We start from the raw sequence: 15,630 nt of genomic DNA, 5'->3' as shown, positions 1-15,630 counted from the left end.
GGCTATGGCGCGGTCAGCAGCTTGGGCAGGTCGTGCAGGGAGTCGATCACCCAGTCGGCATCGCGGCGCACCAACGGGTCATCAGCCCACAGGTAACCCCACGGTCCGCGCCGGATCAACGCCGTACGCAGCCCGGCAGCTTTGGCGGCCACGACGTCGTTGTCCCGGTGATCACCGACGTAGAGCACGTCAGCGGCAGTAGCCGCAGGGGCCATCTCCACGACCCGCTCGAAGAACTCCGGGGCTGGCTTGGCCACACCCCACTCACCAGACGTCGCGAGGCCGTCCACCGGCAGATTCAGCCCGCGCAGCAGCTCAGCCGCGCGAACGGTCTGATTACCTGCGACGCCCACCCACAGCCCAAGTTCACGCAGCCGCGCCAGGCCGGTCCGCGCGTCCGGGTACAAGTCGCCGTCCTCGATACGCTCACCCACCCCAGCCTCTTCCCGCAACCGCCGCTCGTGAGCAACGTCGAACCCGGGCCGGAAGTACTGGAATGTCTCGGCGTTGTCCCGCCCCGCCGCGGTAACCGCGCCCAGCACCGTGGAGAAGGTGTGCCGGGACACCCCGATCCAGTCGGCCCAGGCACCCCACTCCCGGGAGTCGTCCAGCAAGGTCTCACCCACGTCGAACACCACCGCGGTCACCATGCCCCTACTCCTACGTCATCAGCGCCCTAGGTGCGACAACCCCCCGCCTGGTACATGCCCGACTAGCGTAACCTTGGTGTTCAGAGTTTCTTTTCTGCATTTGGAAAACGAGCTTATGGTCGCCAAAGTGTCAGGTCGTGAGGTGTCTTCCCCGCGCGCGCGGAGGTGGGTCGGCCCACGCCAGCCGCCTAGAGGTCGAGCTGGCAGCTTTCTCGCGCAGACGGGTCGGCGACTGCTAAGAAAGCCTGGTAGTCGCCGGGCAGTCCTTACCTCCGATCGAGCCGACGCTTTCAGCCACACCGATTAGAAGCGAGTGTCAGGTGATCGACCTGACAGCTCTGGGCACGGCGTTCGGCTGCCGCGCCTGTGGACAGCTCAACGCCTGACGGCGTCGACCAGTCCACAGGCTTGCCTGCGGAACACGTACGGAGAGCGTGCCTCTGCGATCGGCTACGGGGAGAACCGGCGGGTCATTGGTTGGCCTTTATTTCATGCTGCCGATCCCGTGTGGGAATCGCGCGGTAGAACTATATGTGCTCTGTAAGCGGAGAGGTGGTAGTCCTCAGTCTTAGGGTAAGTGCAGAAGAATGATTGTGACAGTGAATATCGGGCGCCCTCGGTAGTGGGGGCGAAATCGGCTATTCCACTAGTTCCCAACTTCCGCAACGCTCGCTGGTGAAGCTGCCGTCGGTGGGGCTGATGGTGACAGTGATCGACTTGGCATGGGTTGCGAAATTGTTGTCGATGATCTCGCCGTCATCGCGAGTCCGCTCCCAGTAGCAGTCGTCCACGCTGCCGGTGGTGCGGTAGGTGCCGGGTTTCACCTGTCCTTTTTCTGTTCCTACTTCGTAGGTTCCGCTGCGGAGCGGCACCTTGCCCTCGACGACGTTCTGAAGAGCTTTTTGGTGCTCTGGGCAAAGAAGTGGGATTCCGATCTTGAACACTTCAAGATGCTGAGGGTCGCTGCTCTGGCCGCTAAGAAACTCGGTCGGCGTGAGGATGCTTGTGTTGCTCAAGCTTCGACAGATGTCCGTTACCATGGCCGAGGGGGATTCGTAGATCGAACTAATTGTCGACTTCAGCCCGGCTTGCTCAACGGCCAGGTCGACCTTCTCCTGCGGGGTCCGCTCGGCACTTCGTACGTACAGGGTGGCCTCTGCTGAGGTGCGAGAAGCGACCACGGACACCACCCGCCACGCGGAGAGTTGGTCGACCACTGGCTCTTGCTGAGTCCCGTCCTTTCGGACGGTTACCGTATAACCCTTCCCTTCCAGGGACGTCTTGGTTGCATCGGCCAGTTGATCGAAGTAGCTCTTTGTGTCAACGAAGGGTGCACGAGGGGGTGTCGTCGTGGTCGTGATGCTGCTTGACGTTGCCGGAGGGGAAGATTGCGTCGAACTGCTGCTCTCGCTACAAGCGGACAGTGTCAGTGTTGTGAACAGTAACAAGATGGGCAGGGTGTGAAGCGGTCGCAGCATCGTGATTCACCTCGGGCGGCGCGTGTCCGGCTCGTCCGGCGGGACTCCGGATGCGGACCCTGTCGTGATTGCGCTGATCGGCGTTACAGATGCTCGCGCTGACTCGAACGGATCGGGTCTGTCAAGTCGGCCGCTAGGAGGTTTGGGGCGGTAAGTGAACCCGAGCATTTGTCGCGTTCGACTGTGTCGCAGTCCTGCCGGGGCTGTCCAACGCGGACCGTCCTGGGCCGTCTTGGGCCGCTGGGAGACGCTCGATAGCGACAGCGGATGCAAAACAGCGCTGGCCAGCGGGAGGAACCCCGCTGGCCAGCGCCGCGTTCGCGCAGGTGGTCAGGCCGCCTGCTTGGTCTCCCAGAAGATCTTGTCGATCTGGGCGATCAGGTCGAGCAGCTCCTGCCCCTTGGCCGGGTCCATGGAACCCTTGGCGCCGGCCGCGCCGGCGGCCTTCGTGGCCCGGTTGAACAGGTCGTGCAGCTCGGGGTACTTCTCGAAGTGCGGCGGCTTGAAGTAGTCGGTCCACAGCACCCACAGGTGGTGCTTGACGAGCTCCGCGCGCTGCTCCTTGATCAGCAGGGCCCGCGTGCGGAACTCCGGGTCCTCGTTCGCCTGGTACTTCTCCTGGATCGCCTTGATCGACTCCGCCTCGATCCGAGCCTGAGCCGGGTCGTACACACCGCACGGGAGGTCGCAGTGCGCGGTGGCCTCCAGGAGTGGGCGGCGGAGTGAACGGATGCGCGACAGAAGTCGCATCTTTCCTCCCTGACAGTGGATGCTCCGACGTGCGGAACCCTACTCCGGGGGCTTGGCGCGGGCAGGTGGAGGTGATCGTTGGCACGGGACGAGGTGAACCCGTTGCCGCTGGTTCGGGTGGTCGGGGCCTCCATGGTGCCCACCCTCCGCAGCGGTGACGTGGTGCTGGTGCGGTTCGGGCGGCGGCCGCGAGTGGGGGACGTGGTGCTGGTCAGGTGGGCCGGGCGGCCCGGGCAGTTGTCGGTCAAGCGGGCCGTTCGGGTCGAGGGGGACGGGTGGCACGTGGAGGGGGACAACCCGTTCGGCACGACCGACTCGCGCTCGCTCGGGCCCGCCCAGGTGGTGGGCACGGTGCGGTTCCGGGTCTGGCCCCGGCCGCGTCGGGTGCGGTGATCCGTCGGCCCGGTGATCCGTCGGCCCGGTGACCCGTCTGCCCGGTGACCCGCCGGCCCGGTGACCCGCCGGCCCGGAGGGTCTGCCCGAATTGCCGCCGGGGCTGCCCGAACTACCCCCGCAGCCGCTCGTACCAGGCCACGCACGCCTCGTACGTCGGCAGCACGCCCGCGGCCCTCGCCTCCTCCAGCGTCGGCGCCGCCGCGTCCTTCTCCGACAGCACCGGCTCGACGTCGGCCGGCCACGGCAGCCCCAGCGACAGCGGCTGGACGGCGCGCTCGGCCTTCGGGTTGAACCCCTCCGAGCACAGGTACGACGTGACCGACCCGTCCTCCAGCGCCATCAGCGCGTGCCCGAGCCCCTCGGGCAGGTACAGCGCGTTGAACCGGTCGGGCGACAGCTCCACCGCCTCCCACTCGCCGAACGTCGGCGACCCGACCCGCAGGTCGACCACGACGTCCAGCAGCCGACCGCGCGGGCAGTGGACGTACTTGGCCTGCCCGGGCGGCACGTCGGCGTAGTGCAGCCCCCGCACCACGCCCCGCGCGGACTCGCTGTGGTTGGTCTGCGCCACCCGCAGCGGGTGGCCGACCGCCGCGACGAACGCCGCCTCCTGGAACGGCGCGACGAACAGACCTCGGTTATCCGGGAATACCGAAGGGGTGAACTCGAACGCGCCGGGGATTTTCAGCTCACGTGCCTGCATGCGCACACCTTAGGTCCCGGCCGGTCTTTACCGATCCTGCCTGCGGAAACTGACCGGTCGGCCCAAAAAACCGGACGTACGTCCTGGGAAGGCGCCTCTGACCTGCGAAAAGACTGTGATCCCCGTCGCAGACAGCGGCCGTCGTCGCTGTCATGCTTGCCCGCACACCGCTCCTTGGTGGCGCGTGCAGACCGCGTGCGCCCGACCGCAGCCAGGCCCCGTCGACCCGCGTGACAACGCTGGTCCCGGTGCGCCACCGCCAATTGCGCACCGCAGGAGGGACTCCCGATGACCGCATTGAACGACCAGCCGCTGAAAACCGCGGAACTCACCGACGACGAGATCTTCGGCGCCCACGAGGGCGGCAAGCTGGGCGTGGGCACCACCGCCTCGCTCGCCGACTCGCGCGCGCTGTCGATCGCCTACACCCCGGGCGTGGCCCGGGTCAGCCGCGCCATCGCCGACGACCCCGCCCTGGCCGCCCGCTACACGTGGGCGCACCGCCTGGTCGCCGTGGTCAGCGACGGCACCGCCGTGCTCGGCCTGGGCGACATCGGCGCCAGCGCCTCCCTCCCGGTCATGGAGGGCAAGGCCGCCCTGTTCAAGACCTTCGGCGGCCTCGACTCGATCCCGCTGGTGCTCGACACCACGGACGTGGACGAGATCGTCGAGACGCTGGTCCGGCTGCGCCCGTCGTTCGGCGCGGTCAACCTGGAGGACGTCGCCGCGCCCCGCTGCTTCGAGCTGGAGGCCCGGCTGGTCGAGGCCCTGGACGTGCCGGTCATGCACGACGACCAGCACGGCACGGCGGTGGTCACGCTGGCCGCCCTGCGCGGTGCCAACGCCGTCCTCGGCAAGGACATCGCCGACCAGCGCGTGGTCGTCTCCGGCGCCGGCGCGGCGGGCGTGGCCTGCGCGAAGATCCTGATCGCGGCGGGCATCGGCGAGGTGACGCTGGTCGACTCGCGCGGCATCGTGCACGTGGGCCGCGACGGGCTGAACCCGATCAAGGCCGAGATGGCGGAGATCACCAACGCCAGTGGCCTGAAGGGCGGGATCGCCGAGGCGCTGCGCGGCGCGGACGTGTTCGTCGGCGTGTCCTCGGCCACGGTCGAGGAGGAGCTGATCGCGGGCATGGCGGACGGCGCCATCGTGTTCGCGCTGTCCAACCCCGACCCGGAAGTTCACCCGGAGGTGGCACGTCGGCACGCCGCCGTGGTGGCCACCGGCCGCAGCGACTTCCCCAACCAGATCAACAACGTGCTCGCCTTCCCCGGCATCTTCCGGGGTGCCCTGGACGCGGGCGCCAAGCGGATCACCGAGCGCATGAAGCTCGCCGCCGCGGAGGCCATCGCCGCGGTCGCCGCCGACGACCTGTCCGCCGACCGGATCGTGCCCAGCGCGCTCGACCCGCGGGTCGCGCCCGAAGTGGCCGCCGCCGTGGCCTTGGCAGCCCGGGAGGACGGGGTAGCCTGACCCCAAGTCGGAGTTGGGAGAGCTCCGGCCGCGCGCGTCCACGAACCATCAATCGGCGACGAATCCACCACCGCGGTGTTTCGTTAGCCCATTGAGGGGTGGGCGATGACGCTCCGAAGCGCTACCGTCCCTCTCCTCGGGTGAATATTCGCCCGTGGAGAGGGACGCCGTTTTCGGGTGCGGTCGGGCCGGTCATCCCTGCCGTAGACGCGGGAAGGTGGGACCGTGCCCAAGCGGGTTGGACGCGCTCCGGTCGTGCTGGACCCGGCGCGCCCGCCGGACGGCGAGGTGGAGCTGGGCGGCCTCGCGCTGCCCGAGGCGCCCACCCTGCTGTGCGACCCCAAGGGCGTGGTCATGCGCGCCAGCGCCGCCGCGATCGCGCTGGCCAAGGCCCGCTCCGCCGACGACCTGATCGGCCGCACGCTCGGCGAGCTGCTCGTCGGCACCGCGGACGACCTGCGCCTCCACCAGGCCGACGGCGCCCTGCTGCCCGTGCGCGTGGTGCGCAACCAGGTGCCCGGCACCGGCCTGCACGCGGTGCTCATGGTGGACGTCTCCGACCTGGCCAGGGCCGCCGAGGACCTGCGCGACGAGCAGCGGCGGCTGCGCACCGTGCAGCGCGTGGCCCGGATCGGCTCCTGGGAGTACGACCCCGCCACCGGCGTCACGGTCTGGTCCGAGTCGCACTACGAGATGCTGGGCGTGAAGCCCGGCGAGGTGGTCCCGGGCGCGCAGGCCGTGCTGGACGTGGTCCACCCCGACGACTACGAGATGGTCGCCAGCTACTGGGCCAACCGCGCGCTCGACGGCAACCCCATCGACATCGTCTACCGGGTCGTGCTGCCCGACGGGAGCCTGCGCCGGATCCGCGGCGTGGCCGAGGCGAAGCTCCGCTCGGACGGCCGGACCCAGTTCATCACCGGCTACATCCGCGACATCACCGACCAGTGGAGTTCCGACCGCGCCCTGGAGACCGAGCGCGCCCGCCTGCTGGAGGCCCAGCGCATCGCGCGCATGGGCAGCTGGAGCTACGAGTTCCCGACCAGGGCCGGCCGCCCCGGCACCGTGCACCGCAGCGAGGTGCTGCTGGAGATGTACGCCGAGCTGGGCGTCGTCCCGGACGACGACCTGCTGTGCGGCGTGCACCCGGAGGACCGCGGCCTGCTGGAGGACCTGCGCCGCCGGCTGCTGCACGGCGAGGAGGGCGCCACGGTCGAGGCCGAGGTGCGCAGCCAGGTCGGCGACCGCGTCTACGTGTGCCGGGCGCGCGGCGAGTCCGAGGGCGGCCGGATCATCCGGCTGCACGGCACCATCCAGGACGTCACCGAGGCCCGCGCGCTGGAGCGGCAGCTCCGCCAGGACCGCCGCCGGCTGGCCGACGCGCAGAAGGCCGCCCAGCTCGGCGTGTGGGAGTGGAACCTGCAGACCGGCGAGGTCGTGTGGTCGGACATGCTCACCGACCTGTTCGGCGTGCCGCGCGGCGAGCACACCCACTACCAGACCTACCTCGACCTGGTGCACCCCGACGACCGGGCGTGGGTCGACGACCTGTGGCAGCAGCTCGCGGGCGAGGAGGTGCCGATCCAGCTGGAGCACCGGCTGGTGCGCCGCGACGGCCGGGTGCGCGTGTTCCGCTGCTACGGCGTGGTGGTCAAGGGCGCCGACGGCAGGCCGCTCGCGGTCGGCACGGCGCAGGACATCACCGAGCAGCGCGCCACCGAGACCCGCATGAAGCGGTCCAGCCAGCGCTTCGCCGACCTGGTCTCGCTCACGCCCGTGGGCATCGGCCTGTTCGACGAGGGCGAGCGGCTGGTCGACGCCAACGACGCGCTGTGCGACCTGCTGGGCATGGACCTGGAGCAGCTGCGCGGCATGACCGCGAGCCAGCTCACCCACCCCGACGACGTGGGCAACCCGCTGCCGTCGATCGACGAGATGTCCGCGGCCGGCGCCGAGCGCGCGCACCGCATCCCGCAGCGCGTGCTGGTCCGCCGCGACGGCGTGCAGGTGTACTGCGAGCTGCACATCGCGCTGTCCGTGCAGGACGACGGCCGCCGGTTCTGGCTGATCGTGTTCCAGGACATCACCGAGCGCCGCCGCACCGCCGAGGCGCTGCGCCACCAGGCCACCCACGACGAGCTGACCGGCCTGCCCAACCGGGCGCTGGTCAAGGAGATGCTGGCGACCCTGCTGGCCTCGCCGGAGCGGGCCAAGGTCGCGGTGCTGTTCTGCGACATCGACAACTTCAAGCGGGTCAACGACTCGCTGGGCCACGACGCGGGCGACGAGCTGCTGGTGGCGCTGGCCAGGCGGCTGGAGGGCGGGCTGCCCGCCGGCTGCACCGCGGCCAGGCTGTCCGGCGACGAGTACGTGATCATCTGCGAGAACATCGACGCCGTCGGCGGGGTGGACAAGCTGGCCACCACGGTGGCGGGCCTGCTGCGCACGGCCGTGCCGGTGCACGGGCAGCTCGTGCGGGTCTCGGCGTCGATCGGCGCGGCGGTGCCCAACGGGTCCCGGGCCACCGGCAACGACCTGCTGCGCTTCGCCGACGCGGCGATGTTCGAGGCCAAGCGCTCGGGCGCGGGCCGGGTGGCGCTGGCCAGCGCCGCGCTGATCGCCTCGGCCGACCGTCAGGTCCACCTGGAGGGCCAGTTGCGCGACGCGCTGGCGCACGACGGGCTGGCCCTGCACTTCCAACCAGTGGTCGGCGTGGACGGGTCGGTGCTGACCGCCGAGGCCCTGGTCCGCTGGCCGCACCCGGACCGCGGGCTGCTGCCGCCGGACATCTTCCTGCCCGTGGCCGAGCAGGGCGACCTGCTGCGCGAGCTGGACCGGTGGGTGCTGCGCACGGCGCTGAAGGAGGCCGCGGGCTGGCCCTCGCCGGGCGGCCAGCCGGTGTCGGTGGCGGTGAACCTGGCCGGGCTGGTGCCCGGTGACCCCGAGTTCGTCGACATCGTGGCCAACGCGATCGCCGAGGCCGACATCTCGTGGGACCGCGTGGTGCTGGAGCTGGTGGAGACCTCGCTGGTAGACCTGCCCTCGCGGGTGCGGCAGTCGATGGACGAGCTGGTCGGGCGCGGCATCCGGTTCGCCGTCGACGACTTCGGCACCGGGTACTCGTCGCTGGCCCGGCTCAAGGACCTGCCGGCGCAGATCATCAAGGTCGACCGCCGGTTCGTGTCGGGCGTGGGCAACGACTTCTCGGACTCCGCCGTGGCCAACGCGGTGGTCGACATGGCGCGGGCGATGGGCCGCCAGTGCGTGGCCGAGGGCGTGGAGACCGCGACCCAGTTCCACGTGCTGCGCGGCATGGGCGTGGACGCCTACCAGGGCTGGCTGTTCTCCCGGCCGGTGCCGCCCAAGGAGTTCCGCGCCGTGCTGGCGCTGGGCCCCTTGCACATCCCCCGTGCGGGCTGATCCGCGATACTCCACGATCGGGTGAACGACGGGAGTGGGGTGACGATCGGGTGGACCCGGCGCGGATGATCGCCGACCTGGAGGGCAGGGCACGTGACCTGGCCCGGCGGGCGCGGGAGGTGCGGGAGGGCGTCCGCGCGGCGGAGGCCGTGGTCGGTTCACCCGACGGTGTGGTGACGGTGACCGTCGCGCCCAACGGGGCGCTGCGGGACATCCGGTTCTCGCTGCCGCCGTCGGGGGTGTCGGACGCGCGGCTCGGCGAGGTGGTGATGGCCACCGTGCGGCGGGCGCAGGCCGAGGTGGCGCGGCGGGTGGCGGAGGTCGTGGAGGTCGAGTTCGGGGGGACCGAGGCGGTGGAGTTCCTGACCGGGTTCCTGCCGCGGGAGCCCGGGGTCGGCGCCCCGGCCGTTCCCCCGCCGGCCGTTCACCCCGTGGCCGTTCACCCGGTGGTCGTGCCCGCGGAGGTGCCCGCCGAGGTGGCCGACCTGCCGCTGCCGCGCAGCCTGCGGGCCCCGGACGAGCCGGGGGACGGCGGTGGGGCGGCGCGGTGAGCGGCCTCGACGCGCGTCCCGGGGTCGACCTGGGCGGTGCCGCGTTCGGCCCGCTCCTGAGGCCGTTCGCCGAGGCCGCCGCGCGGGCCCTGGGGGACATCCGGCGGGCCGGCCCGGACGTCGGGTCCGGCGAGCCCGGCCGGGAGGCGCGCAGCCGGGGCCTGGCCGCCGCGTGGCTGGACACGCTCGGCGCGGTCCTGGACCCGCTGGCGCCGTTCGCCGAGGCCGAGGTCGGCTGGCTGGTCGAGCACGTCGGGTTCCTGCGCGCGCCGCTGGACTGGCTGGCCGGCGACGGCGCGCGGATCAAGGACGAGATCGCCCGGTGGCGGCAGGCGTCGATCGACCTGGAGCGCGTCGGCCGGGAGCGCCGGGACGAGGTGGAGGTGCGGGTCAGGGGCTGGTCGCCGCACGCGGCCGAGGCGTTCCGGCGGGCGCGGGAGGCGTGGGTGGAGGAGGCGTTCGCCGCGTCGCGCACGTGCGCCGCGGTCGCCGACCACGTGTCGATGGCGGGCACCGCCGCGGCCGCCGTGCGCGGCGTGGTGCGCGACCTGCTGGTCCTGTTCGCCGCCGAGGTGGTGCGCAACGCCGCCGTCGCGCTCGCCGCGGCCGAGGCGAGCGGCGGTGCGACGGTGGCGGAGTTCACCGGTTGGGCGATCGGCCGGGCCGCGGCGGTGCTGGAGCGGATCACCGGGCACGTCGCCAAGCTGGTCGGCGCCCTGTCCCGCATCCTGGCGAAACTGGAGGAGTTGGCCCGCTCGCTGCCCGGTTGATGTGGCGTTTGTGCCATTCGGGGTATGCGGGGTCGGTTCGTCGGTGATACTCGCCGGGCAGGCCAACGAACACGCGGAGTGACCAGGTGAACCCGGAACGGATGATCGCCGACCTGGAGGCGAGGGCACAGGACCTCGCCCGGCGGTCGCAGGACATGCAGCAGCAGATCCGCGAGGCGGACGCGACGGTGCGGTCGGCGGACGGCGCGGTGACCGTCACGGTCGCGCCGAACGGGGCCCTCCAGCACATCGAGTTCTCGCCCCGGGCGGGTGAGTTCTCGCACGTCCAGCTCGGGCAGGCGGTGATGGCCGCGGTGCGGCGGGCGCAGGCCCTGGCGGCGCGGCAGGTGGCCGCGGTGGTGGAGCCGCAGTTCGGCGGGACCGAGGCGATGGACTTCCTGACGAGCTTCATCCCGCAGGAGGAGGAGGCACCGCCACCCGCGGCTGCCGAGGAGGGCAGCGTGCTGCGGGAGTCGTGGGGCGCGCCGGGCGGGTCCCAGCCGCCGGTTCGGCCGACGCGGCCCGCGGGGCCCGCGCACCGGCGTGCCGAGCCCGACGACGAGGACGGCTTCGGGACGGTGCTGCGGTGAGCGGGTTCGAGGTCGAGGCGCGACAGCTCCGCAGGTTCGCCGGTGACCAGGAGGGGCGGCAGGGCGAGATCTCGGCGGTGGCCGACGGGGTCGCCGGGATCAACCTCGGGGCGGACACGTTCGGCGTGCTGCTCCAGTTCTTCGCCGACGGGGCGCAGGAGGCCGCGGCCCAGACCGCGGAGGCGATCCGGCGGTTGGCCGAGGCCAACGGCGAGGCGGCGTCGGACACGGTCGCCACGGCGGCGCAGTACGAGGACGTCGAGGACGGCAACCAGCAGCGGTTCGGGGGAGGTGCCTGATGGGCGACGGGCTGATCACCGGGGTCGACACCGGCAAACCGGGCTCGCCGGACAACTTCGCGGGTGCGGGGCCGCTGGAGTCGTACGCGCAGGTCCTCGATTCGTTCGACCGCGCGGCGCAGGAAGGCGACTACGCCGAGTTCGGCCTCAACTTGGGCGCCGCCGCCCTGGACACGCTCGGCTTGGTGATCGACCCGCTCGGTTCCCTGGCCACGGCGGGCATCGGTTGGCTGATCGAGCACATCAGCTTCCTGCGCGAACCGCTCGACTGGCTGGCAGGCAACGGCGACAAGATCAAGGCCGCGGTCAAGACCTGGAATGAGGCGGCGGCGGCCCTCGACGGCATCGCCCAGGCCCACCACGACGCGGTCGAGGCGCAGGTCAGCGGGTGGGAGCAGGCGGCGGCCGAGGGGTTCCGGCAGAGCCAGGGACAGCTGGTCGGGGAGACGCTGGCGGTGAGCCGGGCGTGCGTGACCGTCGCCGAGCAGGTGGCCACGGCGGGCACCATCACGGCGGCCGTGCGGGGCATGATCCGCGACTTGATCGCGATGTTCATCTGGGAGGTCATCCGCAACGCGGTCATCGCGCTCGCCTCCTCGGTGGTGAGCTTCGGCAGCTCGGTCGCCGCGTTCGCCGCGTGGACGGTCGGCCGCGCGGCGGTCGTCCTGGGCAGGATCACCCAGCAGATCGCCAAGCTGATGAGGGTCGTCACCCGCATCCTCGGGCGGTTGAAGGGCCTGTTCGGCTCGCTTGGGGACGTGCTCAAGGGACTCGGCCGGTTCGGCAAGGGCGCCGGTGGGGGCACCACACGCGCTGCCAGTGCCGCTGACACGCCGAACGTGCGGTTCCAGGGGCTGGAGGACGCAGGCAAGCGCATGGAGGACTGGGGCAACGCCCGGCCGACGCTGGGTGACGTGGGCGGCAAGTTCGCGGATGCGGGCAGGCAGTTCGGCCGGGCCTACGGCGACGCGGGCAACACCTGGCAGAAGGTCACCGACAAGGTGACCGTCCAGCCGGTGAAGCAGCGGTTCGAGGGAGCGGTCGACGCCTACACGCCGTACAAGCCGGTCGAGCACCCCGGCGGCAAGGTGTCGCCGCACTCGGTGCCGAGCGTGGGGGATGGCGCGTTCTACACCAAGCTCGTCGCCGACTACACGCGGGAAGCCACGAAACAGGACGAGGTGGAGGGCGAGGGCAGGGGCGGCGACGACGCCTTCAAGCGGAAGACGGGATACCTGGACGAGTGAAGGGCAGGCGTTACAGCACCGCGGCGGCCGTGCTGTGCTTGATCGTGCAGGTCACCTGCATACCGTTCGCGATAGGAAACTCGTCGTACAAGTGGATCGGGTTCGTCGGTCTCATCGGGGGTTGCATCGGCTTCGTGGTAGCGATCGGGATGATGCGGACCAAGGGCTGGGTGGTCCTGGTGGGATTCGTCATCTCGGTCGGCATGGCGATCGTCGTCGGCGCTGTGGGGCGCCCGGTGTACCTGGCGGTGTTCGGGCAGGTCTCGGAGTGCGAGGTCCTCCGGGCGGAGGAGGTCGACACCTCGAAGTACGACACCCAGATGTGGTACTCGCTGCAATGCGGTGACCGGCGCTACGACGACGTGTACCTGGACGACCACAACCACCCCAGGAACAAGGTGGGGGACCGCGTCTCCGTCGTGTTCGACCGGTTCGGGCTGCTGTCCCCGGATCACGCGGCCGAGGCGAAGACGACGTACGCCTGGGGGTTGCCGTTGGCGTTGTTGGCGGCCCTGGGCTTCGTCGCCTTCGCCGCCACCCGGCCGCTCGAACCGGTGCCGCCACGCCGGTCCTGACCGGCGTCACCCCGCCGAGGCGCGGACCGCCGGCAGCAGGGCCGCGATCCGGTGCCGGGGCAGGTCGATCAGCCTCAGCTCCAGGTCGTCCTCGTCGGTCGCGTGCGCGGCGACGCGGTCGCGCGCCTCGCGCTTGGTCAGCTGCCCCCGCGACGCGGTCACCAGGGCCTCCCGCCACACGTTGCCCAGCTTGCCGTGGGCGCGCATCAGGACCTCGCGCACGGCCAGGCCACCGGCGTCCAGCGTCCCGGCGAGCACCTGGTCGGCCACCACGACGCAGTGCTTGCCGTCCGGGGTGGACCGGAGGAACTTCAGCTTGAACCTGGTGTCCACCAACGACACCAGCCCGCGCTGTCCCCGTTCGGACGCCACGTCCGGGTGGTTGTTCGGCACCAGCGCGGCCATCCGGCCCGGGGAGCACGCCAGCAGCGTGCGCAGCAGCCACGGGCCGGGGTCGCCGGACAGGTCCACGGCCAGTGACGCGGCGCCCTTGCCGACCGGTTCGGCCCAGCCCGGTTGGCGCGGCTTCGGCGGTGGCGAGGACTCGGGCCTGGGTGCCAGGTCGACCAGCGCCGCCAGCGCCTGCGAGCCGGGGCCGGTCGCCTCGACCGACTGCGGGCCGTGGGTGTAGATGGTGGTCTTGGGCTGGGCGGCGGTGGTGCGGCGAGTGGGCCTGCACACGTACAGGTCGGCGGCGCTGCCGATGGCCTGCGCGCCCTCGAACCGGTGGAACGCGGGCAGGATCGCCTCGAAGACCACGCCCAGCTTCTGCAGTTCCTGCTGGACCTTCAAACCCAGGGCGGGGGTGCGGTCGCTGAAGCCGTGCGCCAGCAGGACGCGGCCGGTGCCCAGATCGGCCAGGCACTCGATCGCGCGGCCGGTGAACAGGGCCATGCCCTCCGGGGTGTACGGCGGGTCGCTGAACACCAGGTCCGCCGACTCCAGCGCGGCGGGCGGCAGGCCGAAGCGGAAGTCGGCGTGCAGGGTGCGCACCGGCCGGCCGCGCTCGGCGGCGCGCGTGTCGATGTGCTCCAGCAGGCGGTCGTCCACGTCGACCACCACGACCGAGACCTCCGGGTTGACCGCGCACACCGCCAGCGACGTCAGGTCGTGGTCGCCCAGGCACAGCAGCGTCCGCCCGGTCAGGTCGTAGCCGGCGTCCAGCCACAGCGCCCGGCGCAGCGCGGTTTCCGCGGTCGCCTGCACGTGGTCCAGGGCGGCCAGCGGCGGGGGCACGTCGGCGATGTCGGCCGCGATCGCCCGCAGCTGCTCGGGGTGCTGCCGCACGAGTTCGGCCAGCGGGTCGGCGAGGACCTCGCGCGCGCCGAACGCCGCGTAGTCGGCCGCCTTCGCCGGTGCCACGCGGTGGCGGTCACCGCTGGTCTCCAGGTCGTCACCGATCGCGGTCAGCAGCTCCTGCACGGTGCGCCTGGGCACTGCGGGGAGCCGCACCAGCTCGGCGAGCGGGTGCCAGTCCTCGACCAGCAGGTCCAGCACCCGGCGCAGCTTGCGGGCGTGCACGCCGCGGGCGTTCAGCAGGGCGCGGACTGGTTCGGTTGCCACAAACGGTGCAGCCTACTGACCGAATCCTGGAACGCCGTGCCCCGGTCGGTGCGACGGGCTAGGGTCGATCGACACCTAGGCCGACCTGGCAGGAGGAGCGCGGGTGATCGAGTTCCGCGACGTGACCAAGCGGTTCGACGACGGGACGGTCGCGGTCGACGGCTTGGAGCTGGTGGTGGAGGCGGGCACGATCACCGTGTTCGTCGGCCCGTCCGGCTGCGGCAAGACCACGTCCCTGCGCATGGTGAACCGGATGATCGACCCCACCTCGGGCACCGTGCTGGTGGACGGCGCGGACGTGATGGGCGTCGACCCGCCGAAGCTGCGGCGCGGCATCGGCTACGTCATCCAGCAGGCCGGCCTGTTCCCGCACCGCACCGTGCTGGACAACGTCGCCACCGTGCCGCTGCTCACCGGCTGGACCCGGCGGGCGGCGCGCACCCGGGCCGCGGAGCTGCTGGAGCTCGTCGGCCTGCCCGCGGAGCTGGGCAGGCGCTACCCCGCGCAGCTCTCCGGCGGGCAGCAGCAGCGCGTCGGCGTGGCGCGGGCGCTGGCCGCGGACCCGCCGGTGCTGCTGATGGACGAGCCGTTCAGCGCGGTCGACCCGGTGGTGCGCGAGGGCCTGCAGGACGAGCTGCTGCGGCTGCAGGCCGAGCTGGCCAAGACCATCGTGTTCGTCACGCACGACATCGACGAGGCCGTGCGCATCGGCGAGAAGGTGGCCGTGATGCGCGTCGGCGGCAGGCTGGCGCAGTACGCGCCGCCCGCCGAGCTGCTGGCCCACCCCGCCGACGACTTCGTGGCCGGCTTCGTGGGCCGCGACCGCGGCTACCGCAGCCTGTCCTTTGTGGACTCCTCCGGGGTGGAGGTCGGCGAGGCGCCGACGGACGGCGACGGGTGGCGGCTCGTGCTGGACGACGACCGTCGGCCGCGGTCCTGGGTGGCGCCGGACGGCGCGGTCGTGCCCGGCGGCTCGCTCTACGAGGTCGGCGCGCCGGTGCGGGGCGCGCTGGACGCCGCGCTGTCCTCGCCGTCGGGCCTGGGCGTGGCCGTGGACGGCGACGGCAGGCTGGCGGGCGTGGTCACCGCGCGGCAGGTGCTGGACGTGATCGAGCGCCGCCGTGGGTGAGGTCCTCGACTACCTGGCCGACGCGGGCACCCG

The 15,630-nt window shown here is 71.6% G+C and carries 15 protein-coding genes; 10 read left to right on the top strand and 5 right to left on the bottom strand.

Going from position 1 to position 15,630, the window contains the following annotated elements:
- Positions 1-2: 2 nt before the first annotated feature.
- The 3 genes from EKG83_RS42230 to sodN all read right to left on the bottom strand — a co-directional run bounded on the left by EKG83_RS42230 (position 3) and on the right by sodN (position 2,878).
- On the bottom strand, positions 3-650 hold the full coding sequence (locus EKG83_RS42230; RefSeq protein WP_033429150.1) for an HAD family hydrolase: 648 nt from the start codon (positions 648-650) through the stop codon (positions 3-5).
- Between the two features lie 638 nt (positions 651-1,288).
- On the bottom strand, positions 1,289-2,128 hold the full coding sequence (locus EKG83_RS42225) for a hypothetical protein (RefSeq protein WP_153278772.1): 840 nt from the start codon (positions 2,126-2,128) through the stop codon (positions 1,289-1,291).
- Between the two features lie 330 nt (positions 2,129-2,458).
- Positions 2,459-2,878 (bottom strand): superoxide dismutase, Ni, encoded by a 420-nt coding sequence (sodN, locus tag EKG83_RS42220; RefSeq protein ID WP_033429151.1) that lies wholly within the window; start codon positions 2,876-2,878, stop codon positions 2,459-2,461.
- Positions 2,879-2,971: 93 nt separating this feature from the next.
- Here sodN and EKG83_RS42215 point away from each other — a divergent pair, with 93 nt between their 5' ends.
- Positions 2,972-3,271 (top strand): S26 family signal peptidase, encoded by a 300-nt coding sequence (locus EKG83_RS42215; RefSeq protein WP_033429152.1) that lies wholly within the window; start codon positions 2,972-2,974, stop codon positions 3,269-3,271.
- 112 nt (positions 3,272-3,383) lie between these two features.
- On the opposite strand, the gene EKG83_RS42210 is transcribed toward EKG83_RS42215, so the two are convergent.
- Complete coding sequence (locus tag EKG83_RS42210; RefSeq protein ID WP_033429153.1) at positions 3,384-3,977, bottom strand: dTDP-4-dehydrorhamnose 3,5-epimerase family protein; 594 nt, start codon at positions 3,975-3,977, stop codon at positions 3,384-3,386.
- Between the two features lie 288 nt (positions 3,978-4,265).
- On the opposite strand from EKG83_RS42210, the gene EKG83_RS42205 reads away from it, so the two are divergent.
- From EKG83_RS42205 to EKG83_RS42170, 8 genes are all read left to right on the top strand, one after another.
- Entirely contained in the window at positions 4,266-5,453 is a 1,188-nt protein-coding gene (locus tag EKG83_RS42205) for an NAD(P)-dependent malic enzyme (RefSeq protein WP_033429154.1), read from the top strand.
- Positions 5,454-5,678: 225 nt separating this feature from the next.
- Complete coding sequence (locus EKG83_RS42200; RefSeq protein ID WP_084716146.1) at positions 5,679-8,873, top strand: sensor domain-containing protein; 3,195 nt, start codon at positions 5,679-5,681, stop codon at positions 8,871-8,873.
- 50 nt (positions 8,874-8,923) lie between these two features.
- Positions 8,924-9,424: a YbaB/EbfC family nucleoid-associated protein gene (locus tag EKG83_RS42195; protein ID WP_051764947.1), complete on the top strand. Its 501-nt coding sequence runs from the start codon at positions 8,924-8,926 to the stop codon at positions 9,422-9,424.
- The gene (locus tag EKG83_RS42190; protein ID WP_033429155.1) at positions 9,421-10,194 is read left to right on the top strand and encodes a hypothetical protein; all 774 of its coding nucleotides are present in this window, start codon (positions 9,421-9,423) and stop codon (positions 10,192-10,194) included. The genes EKG83_RS42195 and EKG83_RS42190 overlap by 4 nt, the downstream gene beginning before the upstream one ends.
- 86 nt (positions 10,195-10,280) lie before the next feature.
- Positions 10,281-10,784 carry a YbaB/EbfC family nucleoid-associated protein gene (locus tag EKG83_RS42185; protein ID WP_051764949.1) on the top strand — a complete coding sequence of 168 codons (504 nt, stop codon included), beginning with the start codon at positions 10,281-10,283 and terminating at the stop codon, positions 10,782-10,784.
- Entirely contained in the window at positions 10,781-11,083 is a 303-nt protein-coding gene (locus EKG83_RS42180) for a type VII secretion target (protein WP_033429156.1), read from the top strand. Before EKG83_RS42185 ends, EKG83_RS42180 begins: the two co-directional genes overlap by 4 nt.
- On the top strand, positions 11,083-12,330 hold the full coding sequence (locus tag EKG83_RS42175) for a WXG100 family type VII secretion target (protein WP_051764951.1): 1,248 nt from the start codon (positions 11,083-11,085) through the stop codon (positions 12,328-12,330). Before EKG83_RS42180 ends, EKG83_RS42175 begins: the two co-directional genes overlap by 1 nt.
- Positions 12,327-12,905 carry a hypothetical protein gene (locus EKG83_RS42170; RefSeq protein ID WP_033429157.1) on the top strand — a complete coding sequence of 193 codons (579 nt, stop codon included), beginning with the start codon at positions 12,327-12,329 and terminating at the stop codon, positions 12,903-12,905. The genes EKG83_RS42175 and EKG83_RS42170 overlap by 4 nt, the downstream gene beginning before the upstream one ends.
- A gap of 6 nt (positions 12,906-12,911) precedes the next feature.
- Here EKG83_RS42170 and EKG83_RS42165 read toward each other — a convergent pair whose 3' ends face one another.
- Positions 12,912-14,468: a bis-aminopropyl spermidine synthase family protein gene (locus EKG83_RS42165; RefSeq protein WP_033429158.1), complete on the bottom strand. Its 1,557-nt coding sequence runs from the start codon at positions 14,466-14,468 to the stop codon at positions 12,912-12,914.
- Positions 14,469-14,571: 103 nt separating this feature from the next.
- Between EKG83_RS42165 and EKG83_RS42160 the strand changes: the two genes are divergently transcribed.
- Complete coding sequence (locus EKG83_RS42160) at positions 14,572-15,597, top strand: ABC transporter ATP-binding protein (protein ID WP_033429159.1); 1,026 nt, start codon at positions 14,572-14,574, stop codon at positions 15,595-15,597.
- Positions 15,598-15,630 lie beyond the last annotated feature (33 nt).

The sequence above is a fragment of the Saccharothrix syringae genome (assembly GCF_009498035.1).
Classification (GTDB): Bacteria; Actinomycetota; Actinomycetes; order Mycobacteriales; family Pseudonocardiaceae; genus Actinosynnema; species Actinosynnema syringae.
The sequence above is the reverse complement of the archived record's forward strand: the minus strand, read 5'-3'. Positions and strand labels throughout refer to the sequence as shown.